This is a genomic window from Mycobacterium sp. E2238, from assembly GCF_001672665.1.
Classification (GTDB): Bacteria; Actinomycetota; Actinomycetes; order Mycobacteriales; family Mycobacteriaceae; genus Mycobacterium.
Genome location: NZ_LZKF01000018.1, coordinates 1 through 15,021, shown reverse-complemented (window position 1 = coordinate 15,021; position 15,021 = coordinate 1). Strand labels below are relative to the sequence as shown.

The window sequence follows — 15,021 nt, the reverse complement described above, 5'->3', positions numbered from 1 at the left end:
AATGTCCAGCGCGTTGCGCGACGGCGGGGTGTCCACCACCACCAGGTCCCAACGATCCTCGGCCAGTAGCTGGCCCAGCTTCTCCATCGCCATGTATTCCTGCGTGCCGGCCAGCGAGCTGGCGACCGTCTGATAGAACTGGTTGTCCAGAATCGCTTGCGCCCGGCCGTTTCCGGAGTACTGGACCACCATTTCGTCGAACGTGCGGCGCATGTCGAGCATCATCGCGTGCAACTCGCCGCGAACCTCAGGCGCCAGGGGCACCCGCTGCGGGGTGTTGCCGAGGTCGTTCACCCCCAGTGCCTGGGCCAGCTACTGGCCGAGGATCGTTGGGACCTGGTGGTGGTGGACACCCCGCCGTCGCGCAACGCGCTGGACTTCCTGGACGCGCCGAAACGGTTGGGCAGCTTCATGGACAGCCGGCTGTGGCGGCTGTTGCTCGCGCCCGGCCGCGGCATAGGCCGATTGGTCACCGGCGCAATGGGTTTGGCGATGAAGGCGATGTCCACTGTGCTCGGTTCACAGATGCTGAGCGACGCGGCGGCTTTCGTGCAATCGCTGGACGCCACCTTCGGCGGTTTCCGGGAGAAGGCGGATCGCACTTACGCGCTGCTGAAGAGGCGCGGCACGCAGTTCGTGGTGGTGTCGGCGGCCGAACCCGACGCGCTGCGCGAGGCCTCGTTCTTCGTCGACCGGCTGTCCACCGAAGGCATGCCGCTCGCCGGGCTGGTGTTGAACCGCACTCACCCGACGTTGTGCTCGTTGCCCGCCGAGCGGGCGATCGACGGAACCGAAACGTTGGCGGCCGAGCCGGATTCGGAGGCGGCCTCGCTGGCCGCGGCGGTGCTCAGGATTCATGCCGACCGCGCGCAGACCGCCAAGCGGGAGATCAGGTTGCTGTCGCGGTTCACCGGCGCCAACCCGCACGTGCCGGTGATCGGCGTTCCCTCGCTGCCGTTCGACGTCTCGGACCTCGAAGCGCTGCGCGCGCTCGCCGATCAGATCACCTCGGACGGTGACGGCGCGGCCCGCCCCGCAGCCCAAGGGCCCCTGCGCTAGGTGCCCGGCCGGGCCGCTGGGTCAGCCGACGCTGCGGGTTCTCCTCTTGTCGAAGAAGTCCGACCAGGACACCACTTCCGGGTGCTGCTTGAGCAGGGCCCGACGCTGACGCTCGGTCATGCCACCCCAGACGCCGAACTCGACTTTGTTGTCCAGCGCGTCCGCCCCGCACTCCTGCATAACCGGGCAGTGGCGGCAGATGACGGCGGCCTTGCGTTGGGCGGCCCCTCGAACGAAGAGCTCGTCCGGGTCCGTGGTCCGGCACAGTGCTTTGGAAACCCAGGCGATCCGTTCTTCGGCATCAACGCTGCGGAGTACCCCTTGTGCGGCCGCAATGTTTGTCCTACGCGCCGCAGGCCGTGTTCCTGACACGAACTGTTCCCTTCCCTACCGGCCGCTCTCACGACCGCCCTCCTGGGGTGCAGATCCACACCTGCGATCTACGCCACACTGTGTACATCGGTGTTACCTGAATCTCACCGTGTGTCTAAGTTAGGTGGTCAGCTGCCAATTGCGCAACAGTCCGATAACGCTTTTTTTGGGACGGCCGTCCCGTCTCGTCTCAAAAGGGTAGGCGATCGAAGTGATCTTGCACACGTGCGCGGGGTCCGCCCACTGACGCACGCGCAAATTTTATCGCACTCGCGGCGGTAAAGCGCTGGTCAATGACGGGGGCAAAAAGTGGGTGAACTCGCAGCGTGGTGGCGTGACTGGAGGCCGCTACTGTAGTAGCCATGTCAGACCGCCCCCCGGCCCTTCTCACGATTTTGAAGCTTGCCGGGTACTGCTTGCTGGCCGGCGTCGTTGCCACGGCACTGATGTTTCCGTTCGCGGGCGGATTGGGACTGGTGTCCAACCGGGCGTCCGAAGTCGTCGCCAACGGCTCGGCCCAACTTCTCGAGGGTGAGGTGCCCGCGGTGTCGACGATGGTCGACGCGAAGGGCAACACCATCGCCTGGCTGTACTCCCAGCGCCGCTTCGAGGTGCCCAGCGACAAGATCGCCAACACGATGAAGCTGGCTATCGTGTCCATCGAGGACAAGCGGTTCGCCGATCACAACGGGGTGGACTGGAAGGGCACGCTGACCGGGCTGGCGGGCTACGCGCGCGGCGACGTCGACACCCGTGGCGGTTCGACCATCGAACAGCAGTACATCAAGAACTACCAGTTGCTGGTGACGGCGAAGACCGACGCGGAGAAGCGCGCCGCCGTGGAAACCACCCCGGCCCGCAAGCTGCGCGAGATCCGGATGGCGCTCACGCTGGACAAGACCTTCACCAAGCCCGAGATCCTGACCCGCTATCTGAACCTGGTGTCCTTCGGCAACGGTTCATTCGGCGTGCAGGACGCGGCCCAGACCTACTTCGGCATCAACGCCTCGGACCTGAACTGGCAACAGGCGGCGCTGCTGGCGGGCATGGTGCAGTCGACCAGCGCGCTGAACCCCTACACCAACCCCGATGGTGCGCTGGCGCGGCGAAATCTGGTGCTGGACACCATGATCGAAAACATTCCTCAGGAGGCCGACGCGCTGCGCGCCGCGAAGGCCACCCCGCTGGGTGTGCTGCCGCAGCCCAACGAGTTGCCGCGGGGCTGCATCGCGGCCGGCGATCGCGCCTTCTTCTGCGACTACGTCCAGGAGTACCTGTCCCGCGCCGGCATCAGCAAAGAACAGGTGGCCCGAGGCGGCTACCTGATCCGCACCACGCTGGACCCGGACGTGCAGATCCCGGTCAAGGCGGCCATCGACCAGTTCGCCAGCCCGACGCTGCCCGGCATCTCCAGCGTGATGAGCGTGATTCAGCCCGGCAAGACGTCGCACAAGGTGATGGCGATGGCCAGCAACCGCACCTACGGCCTGAACCTCGATGCCGGGGAAACCATGCGACCGCAGCCGTTCTCGCTCGTCGGTGACGGCGCGGGATCGGTGTTCAAGATCTTCACGACGGCCGCCGCCCTGGACATGGGCATGGGCATCAACGCCACGCTCGAGGTGCCGGGGCGATTCCAGGCCAAGGGCATGGGTAGCGGCGGCGCCAAGGGCTGCCCCAAGGACACCTGGTGCGTGGTCAACGCCGGCAACTACCGCGGGTCGATGAACGTGACCGAGGCGCTGGCCACCTCGCCGAACACCGCGTTCGCCAAGCTGATTCAGCAGGTCGGGGTGACCCGCACGGTGGACATGGCGATCAAATTGGGCCTGCGCTCCTACGCTGATCCCGGCACCGCCCGCGACTACAACCCCGACAGCAACGAGAGCCTGGCCGACTTCGTCAAACGGCAGAACATCGGCTCGTTCACCCTGGGCCCCATCGAGGTGAACGCGCTCGAGCTGTCCAACGTCGCCGCCACGCTGGCCTCCGGCGGCACGTGGTGCCCGCCGAACCCCATCGACAAGCTGATCGACCGGCACGGGAACGAGGTCGCGGTGACCACCGAGACCTGCGATCAGGTGGTGCCGGAGGGCCTGGCGAACACCCTCGCCAACGCGATGAGCAAAGACGCGGTGGGCGGTGGCACGGCGTCCGGCTCCGCCGGTGCGGCGGGCTGGACGCTGCCGATGTCCGGTAAGACGGGCACCACCGAGGCGCACCGATCCTCCGGCTTCGTGGGATTCACCAACCACTACGCCGCGGCGAACTACATCTACGACGACTCCACGACGCCGACGGACCTGTGTTCGTCGCCGCTGCGCCATTGCGGCGAGGGCGACCTCTACGGCGGTAACGAGCCGGCCCGCACCTGGTTCACGGCGATGAAGCCGATCGCCACCAATTTCGGGCCCGTGCAGTTGCCGCCGACCGATCCCCGGTACGTCGACGGGTCGCCCGGGTCGCGGGTGCCGAGCGTCGCCGGCCTGGACATCGACGCGGCCCGTTCCCGCCTCAAGGAGGCCGGCTTCCAGGTCGCCGACCAGAACAACTTCGTCAACAGCACCGCCAAGCAGGGCGAGGTGGTCGGAACCACGCCGAGCGGCGCAACGATCCCGGGGTCGATCATCACGATCCAGGTCAGCAACGGCATCCCGCCGGCTCCGCCGCCGCCGCCCGAGGGCGGGCCGCCGCCGGTCGGGTCGCAGGTGGTGGAGATCCCGGGTCTGCCGCCGATCACCATCCCACTGCTCGCACCGCCGCCGCCGCCCGCGCCGGGGCAGCCGCCCCCGTAGGCGACCATCTTCGGTGCTGTGGCGCAAGGTATGCGTTGCCAAAGCGCAACCGGCAGTAGGCTGCCAGCATGGCTGATGTTTTGCCCACGCTGATACGCGCCGGTGCCGCCGCACTCGGTTCGGCCGTCGCCGGCATCGGTTACGCCGCCGTCGTCGAGCGCAACGCCTTCGTCCTGCGCGAGATAACCATGCCCGTCTTGGCGCCGGGTTCCACGCCGCTGCGGGTGCTGCACATCAGCGATCTGCACATGCTGCCCAACCAGCGCCGCAAACAGGCTTGGCTGCGCGAGCTGAGCAACTGGGAACCCGACCTGGTGGTCAACACCGGCGACAACCTGGCCCACCCCAAGGCGGTGCCCGCGGTGGTGCAGGCCCTCGGCGATCTGCTGTCGCGGCCGGGCGTCTTCGTGTTCGGCAGCAACGACTACTTCGGCCCGCGGCTGAAGAACCCGCTGAACTATCTGACCAACCCGTCGCACCGGATCTACGGTGAGCCGCTGCCCTGGCAGGACCTGCGGGCGGCCTTCACCGAGCGCGGCTGGCTCGACCTCACCCACACGCGGCGCGAGTTCGAGGTGGCCGGCCTGCACGTCGCCGCCGCCGGCGTCGACGACCCGCACATCGACCGGGACCGCTACGAGACGATCGCGGGCCCGGCCAGCCCGGCCGCGAACCTGCGGCTGGGGCTGGTGCACTCCCCCGAGCCCCGGGTGCTGGACCGCTTCGCCGCCGACGGCTACCAACTGGTGATGGCCGGACACACCCACGGTGGCCAGGTCTGCCTGCCGCTCTACGGCGCCCTGGTGACCAACTGCGGCCTGGACCGGACCCGGGCGAAGGGACCGTCGCGGTGGGGCGCGAACATGCAGCTGCACGTCTCCGCCGGCATCGGCACCTCACCGTTCGCGCCGGTGCGCTTCTGCTGCCGGCCCGAGGCCACCCTGCTGACGTTGATCGCCACCCCGATGGGCGGCCGCGATTCGGCCAGCGACCTAACCCGTTCGCAGCCAACAGTTTCGGTGCGTTGACCGAGCGGACCCGGATCGCGGTTCGCAGCCGCTCGCGGTGCTGGACGGACAACGCGGTCCGGCTGATCCAGGCCGACGCCCGGCGCAGCGCCGACACCCACCTGCTGCGCTACCCGCTGCCGTCGGCATGGGGCTCGGACGGCCCCGGCGCTCAGGTGGCGCTGTACCTCAAAGACGAGACCACGCACATCACCGGCAGCCTCAAGCACCGGCTGGCACGCTCCCTGTTCCTGTATGCGCTCTGCAATGGCTGGATCGACGAGGGCACCACGGTGGTCGAGGCCTCGTCGGGTTCGACGGCGGTGTCGGAGGCGTATTTCGCGGCCCTGCTAGGCCTGCCGTTCGTCGCCGTGATGCCGGCATCCACCAGCTCGGCCAAGGTGGCGCTGATCGAAGCACAGGGCGGCCGTTGCCATTTCGTGCAGAACTCTGCTGAGGTGTACGCCGAGGCCGAGCGCGTCGCCCGCGACACCGGCGGGCATTACCTGGACCAGTTCACCAACGCCGAACGCGCCACCGACTGGCGGGGCAACAACAACATCGCCGAGTCGATCTTCGAGCAGATGGCCGAGGAGACGCATCCCATCCCGGAATGGATCGTGGTCGGCGCGGGCACCGGCGGCACCAGCGCGACGATCGGCCGCTACATCCGCTACCGCCGGCACGCGACCCGGCTCTGCGTCGTGGACCCGGAAAATTCCGCGTTTTTTCCCGCCTACGCCGACGACCGCGACGACGTCTTGATGCCCACCTCGTCTCGGATCGAGGGCATCGGCCGGCCGCGGGTCGAGCCGTCTTTCCTGCCCGGCGTGGTCGACCGCATGGTGTCGGTGCCGGACGCGGCGTCCATCGCCGCCGCCCGCCACGTGAGCGCCGTCCTGGGGCGCCGCGTGGGGCCGTCGACGGGCACCAACCTGTGGGGCGCCTTTGGCTTGCTCGCGGAGCTGGTGGCGCAGGGACGCAGCGGTTCGGTGGTCACGCTGATCGCCGACAGCGGCGACCGCTACCACGACACCTACTTCAGCGACGAGTGGGTCAGCGCGCAGGGACTCGATCCGAGCGGTCCCGCCGAGGCACTGGCGCGGTTCGAGCGGTCCTGCCTGTGGCAATGAGCCGCCACGCCGCGGTTTGGCCAGCCGATGGGGCGGTGCGATAGGCTGTCGGAGCTTCAAGCGGGGTGTGGCGCAGCTTGGTAGCGCGCTTCGTTCGGGACGAAGAGGCCGTGGGTTCAAATCCCGCCACCCCGACCCAGTTGTATTAGCTGGCGTGACAGCAAGACGCCGCGTTCAACGCTGCGGCGTCGCCGCTTTGCCGTTAAGCTCTGCCCGCATGGCGCTGGTAAACCCGCCGCCCGGGCAGGGCGAGCAACGCGGGGTCAGCCCACAGGTCACCGAATTTGCTGATTCCCCGGCGCCGGCCCGCAGCCCGGGCCACCCCACCCTGGCGGAGGTCGCCCGGCGACAGCAGGAGATCCGGGCGTGGGAAGCGCTGAACGTCGGTGGCTACCGATTCGCCAAACCCGGCACCATCATCGGCGCGGTGATCTCCGCCGTGCTGGTGGTTCTCGTGGTGACGCCCCTCCCGCCGAACTGGCCGTGGGACATCCCGACGATGATCCTGGCCGTCTTCACAGCGGTGGCGACCGTGACCTGCGGCCTGTTGTGGTTCGACAACCCGCACCCCGCTCCACGCCCCGAACCGCTGGCGATCGTGCCGTTCTCGCGGGCGGAAAACCTGCGGCTGATGGGAGACCAGCCCGTCGAGCCCTACCGCGCCATCTGCACCTGCCCCGGCTGTGGCGACGTATCCGCGCACCTGATCCGCGAACCCGTCAAGAGCGAGCCGGACTGGGCGATGGTCACCCGGCATTGCGCCGTGTGTCACCGCGAGTGGGCGCAGTCCTGAAAGAGGTTGTGCGCCAACGATTCAACCCCGGCGGTGTCAGGCGCAGTCGGCGCAGATGGACATGTCCCCGTTCGAGCTGTGCAACCGGCTGCGGTGCTGCACCAGAAAACAGCTCGAGCACATGAACTCGTCGGAACGCTGGGGAATCACCGTCACCGACAGTTCCTCGCCGGACAGGTCGGCGCCGGGAAGCTCGAAGAAATGCACGTCGTTGGGATCCTCGTCGACCACCGTGGTGGCGGATCCCTGCAAGGTCGGGGCAAGCTCGCCTATCGGGGACTTGTCCTGAGTTTCGGTGTCCGAGACTCGGCGTGCGTCGTAGTCACTCGCGGTCGGCATGGCAGTTCCTTCCTGCTGATGAGCCCGGGTTGACGCACTTTCCTGTACTCACCCGTGGCGCAGGCAGTACCCCATTCAGGCGCGAGTTACACCGACCGGTCCGAAAAAGTCACGCCGCCGGACATTGAGCCGCCTCAGCCGCCTGGCGATCGAGGGGTAATGCGCGAGGGCCAGGCCCAACCACGGCGCGACGACCGACACGATCAGCGCGACGATCGCCGCGCCCTCGTGCCCTACCAGCAGCTCGAACAGCCCGATTGCCAGACTTACGGCCCAGACCGCCACGGCAGCGAGGCCGAGCATGGGGAATTCACGCTCGTACCCGACCGAGTAGTTTGCTGCTCGTAACGAAACGGGCGCGACCATGATCGGCTTTTACCCCGTCATGGTCGCGATTAAACGTCTCGGCGGGCGGATTCGCGCTGTCCGGTGTTCGTTAGCTCACAGCGGTCAACTGGTCGGCGGCGGGGCGGGCTCATCGGAATGCGCGGCGTGCCAAGCGAGTTCGGCGACGCGCACCCGTCGGTGCGTGCGCAGCAACCAGACCGCGCTCGCCGCTCCGAGCAAGGCGGCAAGGATCACGGCCGTCAAGCCCGCCGCGAAATGCCGGGTGGCCAGCGCGAACAGACCGACGATCAGGGCGACCACCGCGACGGCTGAGCCGGCCAGGCCGGGCGCGTTCGCGCCGTATGTGACGGTTTCGCCGGCGTGCTGACGGGCGGTCCGCTGGTGATCGACCGGGTCGGCCTTGTGGTGATTCAACGTCACTCCTCGTGAGAAAGTCTGTGTAACAGGGTGATTCGTGCGGCGTACGGCAACCGGTCGGACCGCCGCCCGACCCGGCGGCTAACGAGCCGCGGATCACGCTTCGCGTTTACCCGCCGCCCCCGAACCCAAACGACGGGGTGTCAGCCGGCCCGGGCCTGGGTATGCCGCGCAGATGAAACCCGCCGTATTGTTCGACGTCGACGGAAGCCTGGTCGACTCCAACTATCTTCACGTCCACGCGTGGCTGCGCGCCTTCGACGCCGAAGGCCTGCCCGTGACCGCCTGGCAAATCCACCGGTGCATCGGCATGGACGGCTCGACGCTGGTGCGAACGCTTTCCAACGCCGCCCCGGACGAGGTCCAGGAGCGGCTGAGCGACGGGCACAGCCGCTACTACCGGGAGAGCACCCCGCTGCTCGCGCCGCTACCCGGTGCCCGCGCGCTGCTGCACCGCGTCGCCGAACTGGGGCTCCAGGTCGTGCTGGCCACCTCGGCACCCGACGACGAGCTGGAGATCTTGCGCAAGGTCCTCGACTGCGACGACGTCATCTCCGAAACGACGTCGTCGCAGGACGTCGACACCGCCAAGCCCGCACCCGGCATCGTTCAGGTCGCGCTGGATCGGGCCCGGGTGGATGCCGACCATGCGGTGTTCGTCGGGGATGCCGTGTGGGACGCGCACGCCGCGGCGGGCGCCGGATTGCCCTGCATCGGGCTGCTCAGCGGCGGCATCGCGCGCGAGGAGCTGCAGGCGGCGGGCTCGGCACCGGTCTTCGCCGATCCACAAGACCTGCTCGACCATCTGGACTCGACCCGCATCGCCGAACTCGCACTACATGCCGCGGGTGCGGAGCAGAATCGGTAGCAGCCACCAGAACAACGTGAACAGCGTCAGCGCACACGCTCCCGCGATCAGGGCCGGGCTGCGGCCGGCCACCGCGGCGAACACGATGGTCGTCACTCCGGTCAGCGCGAGGCCGAGCAGCGCCAGCCCGGCGTACGCGCAGCGGTGCGCGGCGGACACCAGCACCTGGAGACGATGGCGCCGGAAGAGCATCCGGTGCATGCCGACCGGCGCGATCAGCAGCACCGTCGCGCCCACCGAGCACCCCACCGTCGCGAGATAGGCGTCGCGCAGGACCGGGGCGAGAACGTCGAAACGTTGCTGGAACGGCAGGGTCAGCAGGAAACCGGTGAGCAGCTGCACACCCGTCTGCACGACGCGCAGCTCCTGCAGCAGGCTGTTCCAATTGCGGTCCAGCCGTTGGATTTCGGTTTCGCCACGCTCGTGGCTGTCCCACCGCTGGTCGTCTTGCGGATTATCGACGTCCATAGCCGTGATCATCGCACCTGTCGGATGCGTCAGCGCTGTTTCACGGCGAAGGGTCGCGAAATTCGTTATCCGCTTTCGGGAAGTGAATTGATTTCGGCGCCCGCCAATTTGGTAACCGCATATCGCATCGGGACGCCGACATTCCCCAAAAACCTTGTCGCGCAACCGCGCGCAGCGGCAATTACCGGCTGATGTTGTCGTCCCGCACCGCGGTCAACGCGTCGTCCAGCGTCGGGTACAGCGGGAACGTCCTGTCCAGCCCGGTCAGGTGAATCGGCCGCCTGGTCGCCGGGCCGCGCGCAACCACCCCGTACCCCGTCGCCGTGCCCAGCTTCTCGTACGTCGCCGCCAGGATCTTCAGACCGACCGAACCGAGGAACTCCACCGCGGAGAGGTCGATGACCAGTGCCGTTGGACTCTCCGCGACAACCGCGCCAATGGCCTGTTCCAGGGCCGGCGCCGTGACCAGATCGATTTCGCCGCTGACACTGACCACGGACACTCCATCGTGGTCCTCAACCAGCGTGGTAATCGAATCAGGAGCTGACAATGGCGATCCTTTGTCCTGGGCTTCAGGTGTGCTGCAAGCCTAGCCTGCGTTGCGAACTGCGAGAAGAATATGCCCTCAACACCTGCCCCGCGACAACCCAGGCTAGTCTCGCAAAATCGAGCCTGCACATAGCGGGGCCCGGACCGGCACTCGGGAGGCAACATGTCAGATTCGCCGGCGGAGTTCAGCGGCGCGGGCGCCACCGCGCAGGCGGCCACCATTTCCAGCGAGGGCCTGCTGCCGCAACTCGTCCAGCACCTGCGGCAGAACCGCACCGTGCTGCGCGAGGAGTGGGCACGCAGGATCACCGAGGCCGAACTGCTCACCGCGATGACGCCGGAGGAGCTGTTCTCCGAGGCGACCGCCGTCTACGACAACTACGTGGAGGTGCTCGAGACCGGTAGCGTCGAGGCGCTGCAGGCCTACGCGCGCGACCTGTCCGAGCGCATCATTCCGCGGGGCGTGGAAACGGACGAGGTCGTCGGCATCGTGTTGTTGCTGCGTGACGTGCTCGCGCGCTCGTTGTTCGAGAAGTACCAGACCGAATTCGAGATGCTCAATCGGGTTCTGGACGCCTACGAACCGGCGGCCAACCGCATCGCCAACACCGTGGCGGTCAGCTTCGTGCAGGAACGCGAGCGCATCATCCGCCAGCAGCAGGAGGCCATCCGCGAGCTGTCGACGCCGGTGCTGCAGGTGCGCGAGCAGTTGCTGATTCTGCCGATCATCGGTGTGCTCGATTCTCAGCGCGCCCGTCAGGTCACCGAGCAGCTGCTGAGAGCCATCCGCGCGAACCGCGCGAAAGTGGTGGTCATCGACATCACCGGTGTGCCGACCATCGACTCCACGGTGGCCAACCACCTGGTGCAGACGGTCGACGCGTCGGGCCTGATGGGCGCGAGCGTCATCATCACCGGCCTATCCTCCGAAATCGCGCTCACGCTGGTGACCATCGGCTTGGACCTGTCGAAGATGAACGCCGTCGGCGACCTGCAGGGCGGCATCGAGGAAGCCGAGCGCCTGCTGGGCTACGAGGTCACCCGCACCGGCGAGCAGCCGGGATAGCTACGAGGAACACGAGCGCGTCATGCCCGTACCGATCCTGAAACAGGGTGCGATCCTCATCGCCTCGGTGCAGGCCGCGCTCAGCGACTCCGACGCCGAGCGGCTCCGCTATGACCTGATGGAGCGCGTCAGCCGGTTCCGCGCGCAGGGCATCATCGTCGACGTCACCGCCATCGACGTGATGGACTCGTTCGCGGCCCGATCGCTGCGGACCATTGCGCACATGACCCGGCTGCGCGGCGCGGATACGGTGATCGTCGGCCTGCAGCCGGAAGTGGCCTTCGCGATGGTCCAGCTTGGGCTGGCGTTCGACGACATGAACACGGCGCTGGACCTCGAAGAAGGCCTCGCCCTGCTGAATCGTCAACTGACGCAGCGGAAACCGACGATCGGGCGCGATGGTGGCGACTGATATCGTCGTCGCCATCGACAATTCCGACGACATAGTCGAAGCTCGCAAAGCCGGACACCAACTCGCACTCGATCTGGGATTCTCCCTCACCGACGTCACGATGATCGCGACGGCGATCTCCGAGATCGCGCGAAACATCACCAGTTACGCCGGCCGCGGCACCGTCCGGGTCTTCGCGGCCGACCGGGACGGCCGCAAGGCTCTGGTGGTGCGCGCCGAGGATCAGGGGCCGGGCATCGCCGACATCGAGCGGGCGATGGAGGACGGGTATTCGACCGGCCGCGGATTGGGGATGGGCCTGCCGGGCTCCCGCCGGCTGATGGACAGGTTGCTCGTGGAGTCCGCGCTCGGCCGGGGAACGGTCGTCGAGATGTGGAAATGGGTCCCTCCCCGTGCATGACAGCGGCCGGTTCGGTCCGATCGAGTGGGCAAGGGCGGGCCGCCCGCTGCCCAGCGAGTACGTCTCGGGCGATCGGGGGCTCGCCGTCGACATCGGCCGGGAAGCGGCGCTGTTCGGCGTGGTGGACGGCCTCGGCCACGGTCCGGATGCCGCAGCCGCTGCGCTGCGCGCCATCGAGGCGGTCAAACGCTCCAGCTCGGAGCGGCTCGAAGTCTTGATCCAGCTCTGCCACCGGGTGCTGGAGGGCACCAGAGGGGTGGCGATGACGTTGGCACGGATGGACTTCGCCGCCAACACGCTGACCTGGACGGGCGTCGGCAATGTCACCGCCGATCTGTTGGCCAAGTCCCCGACCGGCGTCCAGGTCCGATCCAGTGCGCGGCTGACCGCGGGCATCGTCGGCTACCGGATACCGGAAATCAGGCCGGCGCAGGTGGTTTCGATCCGGCCGGGGGACCTGCTGGTGATAAGCACAGACGGGATCACCGAGAACTACCTGGACCACATCGATTTCTCGGCCACCGCCGTCGTCATCGCCGAAGAATTACTCGGCAAGGATGCCAAGGAAACCGACGATGCCATGGTGTTGACCGCCCGTCATCGGGGGGCATCGACATGAGCGACAACGACGACTTTCACGCGCAGTACGCCGCGGCGTTGCGCAACTACCTGCAGGCGCGGGACGAGGACAGCCTGGCTGCCGGCTATGAGCTGGGGCGCCGGGCCCTGCAAGAAGAAGTCAGCCTGCTCGCGATCATCGAGCGCCACGTCGGGCTGATCCTCGAACTGACCCAGGATATCCAGGTCGACGCGCCGATCGCGCTGGAATTCCTGTTGCAGCTGCTGGTCCCGCTCGACATCGCGACGCGCGGCTTCCTGGACGGCAACCGCCGCTACGCTCGTGAGCGCGCCCGGGCCGAGGGACTGGCCGACCGCGACAAATTCCGTACCGCGCTGGTCAATTCGTTGCAAGAGGGTTTCTTCGTCGCCGATCACGAGGGCTCCGTGATCGAGATGAACAGCGCCCTCATCGAAATACTCGGCTATCCCACCGAGGGCCTGCCCTACCGGTGGCCGCACCCGTGGTTGGTCGACCAACAGGGCGCCCGCCAACAGCAGTCGCTGGTCCAGAGCATCGGCACCACCACTTACGAGACGCCGATTCGGCACCGCGACGGGCACCTGGTCTGGGTGACGGTGAGCATCAACGCGGTTCAGGGCACCGGCAGCGAGCAAGACGTCTTCGTAGGGACGATCCGTGACATCACCGCCGAAAGGGCCTTCGCCGCAAGGGAAAGCGCGGTGCTGCGGTTGGCGACGGCGGTGGCGGTGGCCAAAAGCGTTGACGAGCTGCTCTCGATCACCCTCGACGAGTGCAGCACGGCGATCGACGTACAACGGGTGGTCGCGATCTCCTGGCCGACCGGCGACGGCGAACCGACCGTCCAAGTGGCGGGCGAGACGTCCAAAACGTCCTGGCGCAGGCTGGATCCATGGTTGCGCCATACCTTCGAGGATGCGCGTCACCAGCTGCCGCTGACCGCCAAAACGGTCGAGCGACCCGAAAATCCCGGCAAGGCACACGGATTGGTGGCGGTGCTCTCCGGCGCGGGCGACCTGGCGCTGTGGCTGGAGCTGCGCTCGCCGCGCTGGATCAGCGCCGAAGACCGGCTGCTGGTGACCGTCCTCATCGGCCACCTGAGCCTGGCCATGCAGCACGTCCGGCAATTCGAAAGCGCCCGCGAGACGTCGCTGACCTTGCAGCGCGCCCTGCTGCCGACCATGGAACCGCCGCCGGGCTTCGTCGTGCGTTACGAGCCCGCCGTCCCACCCCTGGAAATCGGCGGCGACTGGTATGACGTGCTGCCGATCGGTGATCACCGCATCGGCATCGTGGTCGGTGACTGTGTGGGTCGCGGGCTGCCGGCCGCGGCGGTCATGGGCCAGCTACGCAGTTCGGCGCGGGCGCTCTTGATCAACGGGGCCGGGCCCGCGCTGCTACTCGAGCAGCTCGACTCGGCGGCATCGCTCATCCCGAACGCATACTGCACCACCGTTTTCCTGGCCATCCTCGACACCGAATCCGGTGTGCTGCAATACAGCAACGCCGGCCACATGCCCGCTGTTCTCGTCGGGTCCGAGCCGCGGACGCCGGTGATGTTGACCGACGCCGCGTCGGTGCCGCTCGCGGTCCGGCGCACCGAACCCCGCCCGCAGACCAGCCGGGTGTTGCCGCCCGGCTCCACCCTGATGCTGTTCACCGACGGGCTGGTCGAGCGCAAACATGAGTCCATTGACGACGGGATGGCCCGCGCCGCAGTGGTTCTGGCGAATACGACGACGCTGCCATTGGACTCCGTCGCCGATACGGTACTGAGTGAGCTGGCGCCCGCGGCGGGGTATGACGACGATGTGGCGATGGTGATCTACCGGCACCAGCAGTCCCCGCTTCGGATCGAGGCCGAGGCCAGCGCGGGGCGGTTGGTCGGCATCCGGCATCGGTTGGCCGAATGGCTGCGCACCGCCGACGTGCCGGGCGAATTGGCCGCCGACATCGTGCTGGTGATCAACGAGGCCTGCACGAACTGCGTCGAGCACGCATACTCCGGGCAGCCGCTGGGCACGATGCTGCTCGACGTCGAACTCGCCGGCGGCGAGATCCGCGCCCGCATTACGGACCAGGGCTCGTGGAAGGCGCCCGAGGCCGACCCGGGCAACGGTGGGCGGGGCCTGGTACTGATGCGGGCCCTCAGCACGGCGCTGGGACTCGAGTGCTCCCCCACCGGGACGACGGTCGACATCAGCTTCCGGCTGCCGGCCGAGAGCGGGTAGGGGTGGCCCCGCACCGTTTGTGGCTGCTGGATTGCGGGTAGTCGTGGGCGTGACCCGCGCATCGATCACCACCGAACCCGCCCTGCCGGCGGCACACGGGCCGCTGTCGACCGCCGTCCGTCGCGCGCTGACCGGACCGCCGTCGCATGACCACCTGACCCGC

16 protein-coding genes, 1 tRNA gene and 3 pseudogenes are annotated in these 15,021 nt (G+C 67.7%); 13 read left to right on the top strand and 7 right to left on the bottom strand.

The genetic code is table 11. The features are described from left to right. Nucleotides 1–213 (bottom strand): annotated as a pseudogene (locus tag A5711_RS01260) (ArsA family ATPase); the annotation flags it as partial. A gap of 87 nt (nucleotides 214–300) precedes the next feature. On the opposite strand from A5711_RS01260, the pseudogene A5711_RS01255 reads away from it, so the two are divergent. Continuing rightward, nucleotides 301–1,059 (top strand): annotated as a pseudogene (locus A5711_RS01255) (ArsA family ATPase); the annotation flags it as partial. Between the two features lie 21 nt (nucleotides 1,060–1,080). On the opposite strand, the gene A5711_RS01250 reads toward A5711_RS01255, so the two are convergent. Further along, the gene (locus A5711_RS01250) at nucleotides 1,081–1,431 is read right to left on the bottom strand and encodes a WhiB family transcriptional regulator (protein WP_067943293.1); all 351 of its coding nucleotides are present in this window, start codon (nucleotides 1,429–1,431) and stop codon (nucleotides 1,081–1,083) included. A gap of 362 nt (nucleotides 1,432–1,793) precedes the next feature. Between A5711_RS01250 and ponA2 the strand changes: the two genes are divergently transcribed. The 5 genes from ponA2 (at nucleotide 1,794) to A5711_RS01225 (ending at nucleotide 7,159) form a co-directional block, all read left to right on the top strand. Then, complete coding sequence (ponA2, locus tag A5711_RS01245) at nucleotides 1,794–4,226, top strand: transglycosylase/D,D-transpeptidase PonA2 (protein ID WP_067943291.1); 2,433 nt, start codon at nucleotides 1,794–1,796, stop codon at nucleotides 4,224–4,226. A 68-nt stretch (nucleotides 4,227–4,294) separates the two neighbouring features. Continuing rightward, entirely contained in the window at nucleotides 4,295–5,254 is a 960-nt protein-coding gene (locus tag A5711_RS01240; protein ID WP_067943289.1) for a metallophosphoesterase, read from the top strand. Beyond that, nucleotides 5,251–6,366 (top strand): PLP-dependent cysteine synthase family protein, encoded by a 1,116-nt coding sequence (locus A5711_RS01235; protein WP_067943287.1) that lies wholly within the window; start codon nucleotides 5,251–5,253, stop codon nucleotides 6,364–6,366. The genes A5711_RS01240 and A5711_RS01235 overlap by 4 nt, the downstream gene beginning before the upstream one ends. A 61-nt stretch (nucleotides 6,367–6,427) precedes the next feature. Continuing rightward, nucleotides 6,428–6,501 (top strand) — tRNA-Pro (locus tag A5711_RS01230). An 82-nt stretch (nucleotides 6,502–6,583) separates the two neighbouring features. Further along, the gene (locus A5711_RS01225) at nucleotides 6,584–7,159 is read left to right on the top strand and encodes a hypothetical protein (RefSeq protein WP_067943285.1); all 576 of its coding nucleotides are present in this window, start codon (nucleotides 6,584–6,586) and stop codon (nucleotides 7,157–7,159) included. Nucleotides 7,160–7,195: 36 nt separating this feature from the next. Here A5711_RS01225 and A5711_RS01220 read toward each other — a convergent pair whose 3' ends face one another. From A5711_RS01220 to A5711_RS01210, 3 genes are all read right to left on the bottom strand, one after another. Further along, nucleotides 7,196–7,498 (bottom strand): DUF4193 domain-containing protein, encoded by a 303-nt coding sequence (locus A5711_RS01220; RefSeq protein WP_067943283.1) that lies wholly within the window; start codon nucleotides 7,496–7,498, stop codon nucleotides 7,196–7,198. A gap of 75 nt (nucleotides 7,499–7,573) precedes the next feature. Continuing rightward, on the bottom strand, nucleotides 7,574–7,864 hold the full coding sequence (locus A5711_RS01215) for a hypothetical protein (RefSeq protein WP_068008045.1): 291 nt from the start codon (nucleotides 7,862–7,864) through the stop codon (nucleotides 7,574–7,576). A gap of 84 nt (nucleotides 7,865–7,948) precedes the next feature. After that, nucleotides 7,949–8,266, bottom strand: coding sequence for a hypothetical protein (locus A5711_RS01210; protein WP_067943280.1), 318 nt, complete (start codon nucleotides 8,264–8,266; stop codon nucleotides 7,949–7,951). Between the two features lie 172 nt (nucleotides 8,267–8,438). Between A5711_RS01210 and A5711_RS01205 the strand changes: the two genes are divergently transcribed. Continuing rightward, nucleotides 8,439–9,131: an HAD family hydrolase gene (locus A5711_RS01205; protein WP_067943278.1), complete on the top strand. Its 693-nt coding sequence runs from the start codon at nucleotides 8,439–8,441 to the stop codon at nucleotides 9,129–9,131. Here the strand turns inward: A5711_RS01205 and A5711_RS01200 are convergent. Then, complete coding sequence (locus A5711_RS01200; RefSeq protein ID WP_067943276.1) at nucleotides 9,099–9,599, bottom strand: DUF6328 family protein; 501 nt, start codon at nucleotides 9,597–9,599, stop codon at nucleotides 9,099–9,101. The two genes, A5711_RS01205 and A5711_RS01200, sit on opposite strands and share 33 nt — an antisense overlap. A gap of 181 nt (nucleotides 9,600–9,780) precedes the next feature. Beyond that, the gene (locus tag A5711_RS01195; protein ID WP_231971968.1) at nucleotides 9,781–10,149 is read right to left on the bottom strand and encodes an STAS domain-containing protein; all 369 of its coding nucleotides are present in this window, start codon (nucleotides 10,147–10,149) and stop codon (nucleotides 9,781–9,783) included. Between the two features lie 162 nt (nucleotides 10,150–10,311). On the opposite strand from A5711_RS01195, the gene A5711_RS01190 reads away from it, so the two are divergent. From A5711_RS01190 to A5711_RS27975, 6 genes and pseudogenes are all read left to right on the top strand, one after another. Next, nucleotides 10,312–11,214: an STAS domain-containing protein gene (locus A5711_RS01190; protein WP_067943273.1), complete on the top strand. Its 903-nt coding sequence runs from the start codon at nucleotides 10,312–10,314 to the stop codon at nucleotides 11,212–11,214. Nucleotides 11,215–11,236: 22 nt separating this feature from the next. Further along, complete coding sequence (locus tag A5711_RS01185) at nucleotides 11,237–11,626, top strand: STAS domain-containing protein (RefSeq protein ID WP_067206181.1); 390 nt, start codon at nucleotides 11,237–11,239, stop codon at nucleotides 11,624–11,626. After that, nucleotides 11,616–12,026 (top strand): anti-sigma regulatory factor, encoded by a 411-nt coding sequence (locus A5711_RS01180; protein WP_067943295.1) that lies wholly within the window; start codon nucleotides 11,616–11,618, stop codon nucleotides 12,024–12,026. The genes A5711_RS01185 and A5711_RS01180 overlap by 11 nt, the downstream gene beginning before the upstream one ends. Beyond that, nucleotides 12,019–12,645, top strand: a complete 627-nt coding sequence (locus A5711_RS01175; RefSeq protein WP_067943271.1) for a SpoIIE family protein phosphatase — start codon at nucleotides 12,019–12,021, stop codon at nucleotides 12,643–12,645. The genes A5711_RS01180 and A5711_RS01175 overlap by 8 nt, the downstream gene beginning before the upstream one ends. Further along, complete coding sequence (locus A5711_RS01170; protein WP_067943270.1) at nucleotides 12,642–14,858, top strand: SpoIIE family protein phosphatase; 2,217 nt, start codon at nucleotides 12,642–12,644, stop codon at nucleotides 14,856–14,858. Before A5711_RS01175 ends, A5711_RS01170 begins: the two co-directional genes overlap by 4 nt. Before the next feature lie 49 nt (nucleotides 14,859–14,907). Continuing rightward, nucleotides 14,908–15,021 (top strand): annotated as a pseudogene (locus tag A5711_RS27975) (iron-containing redox enzyme family protein); the annotation flags it as partial.